1 protein-coding gene is annotated in these 236 nt (G+C 69.9%); it reads right to left on the reverse strand.

Features of this window, described 5'->3' with window-relative positions:
• On the reverse strand, positions 1 to 236 hold a 236-nt coding region (locus ACYQ0J_RS13770; RefSeq protein ID WP_460172633.1), incomplete at both ends, for a metal-dependent hydrolase.

Raw genomic sequence — 236 nt, forward strand, 5'->3', positions numbered from 1 at the left:
CCTGGCCCGAGAGGGGCCAGAGGGCGAAGCCGGAGAGGGCGAGGAAGAGGGCCAGGGTGGCCTCCTGGGGGGAGGCGTAGCGGATTCTCCACTCCCGGGAGGGGAAGAAGAAGAACTGCACCCGCCAGGGCCAGAGGAGGGGCACCCCGTTCACATTCATGGTGTCCAGGAGGAGGTGGGAGAGGTAGCCCGTCAGGAAGGCTCCATAGGCCCCCGGGGCCGCCTGGCGGAGGGGA

It is taken from the genome of Thermus sp. FJN-A (assembly GCF_054655095.1).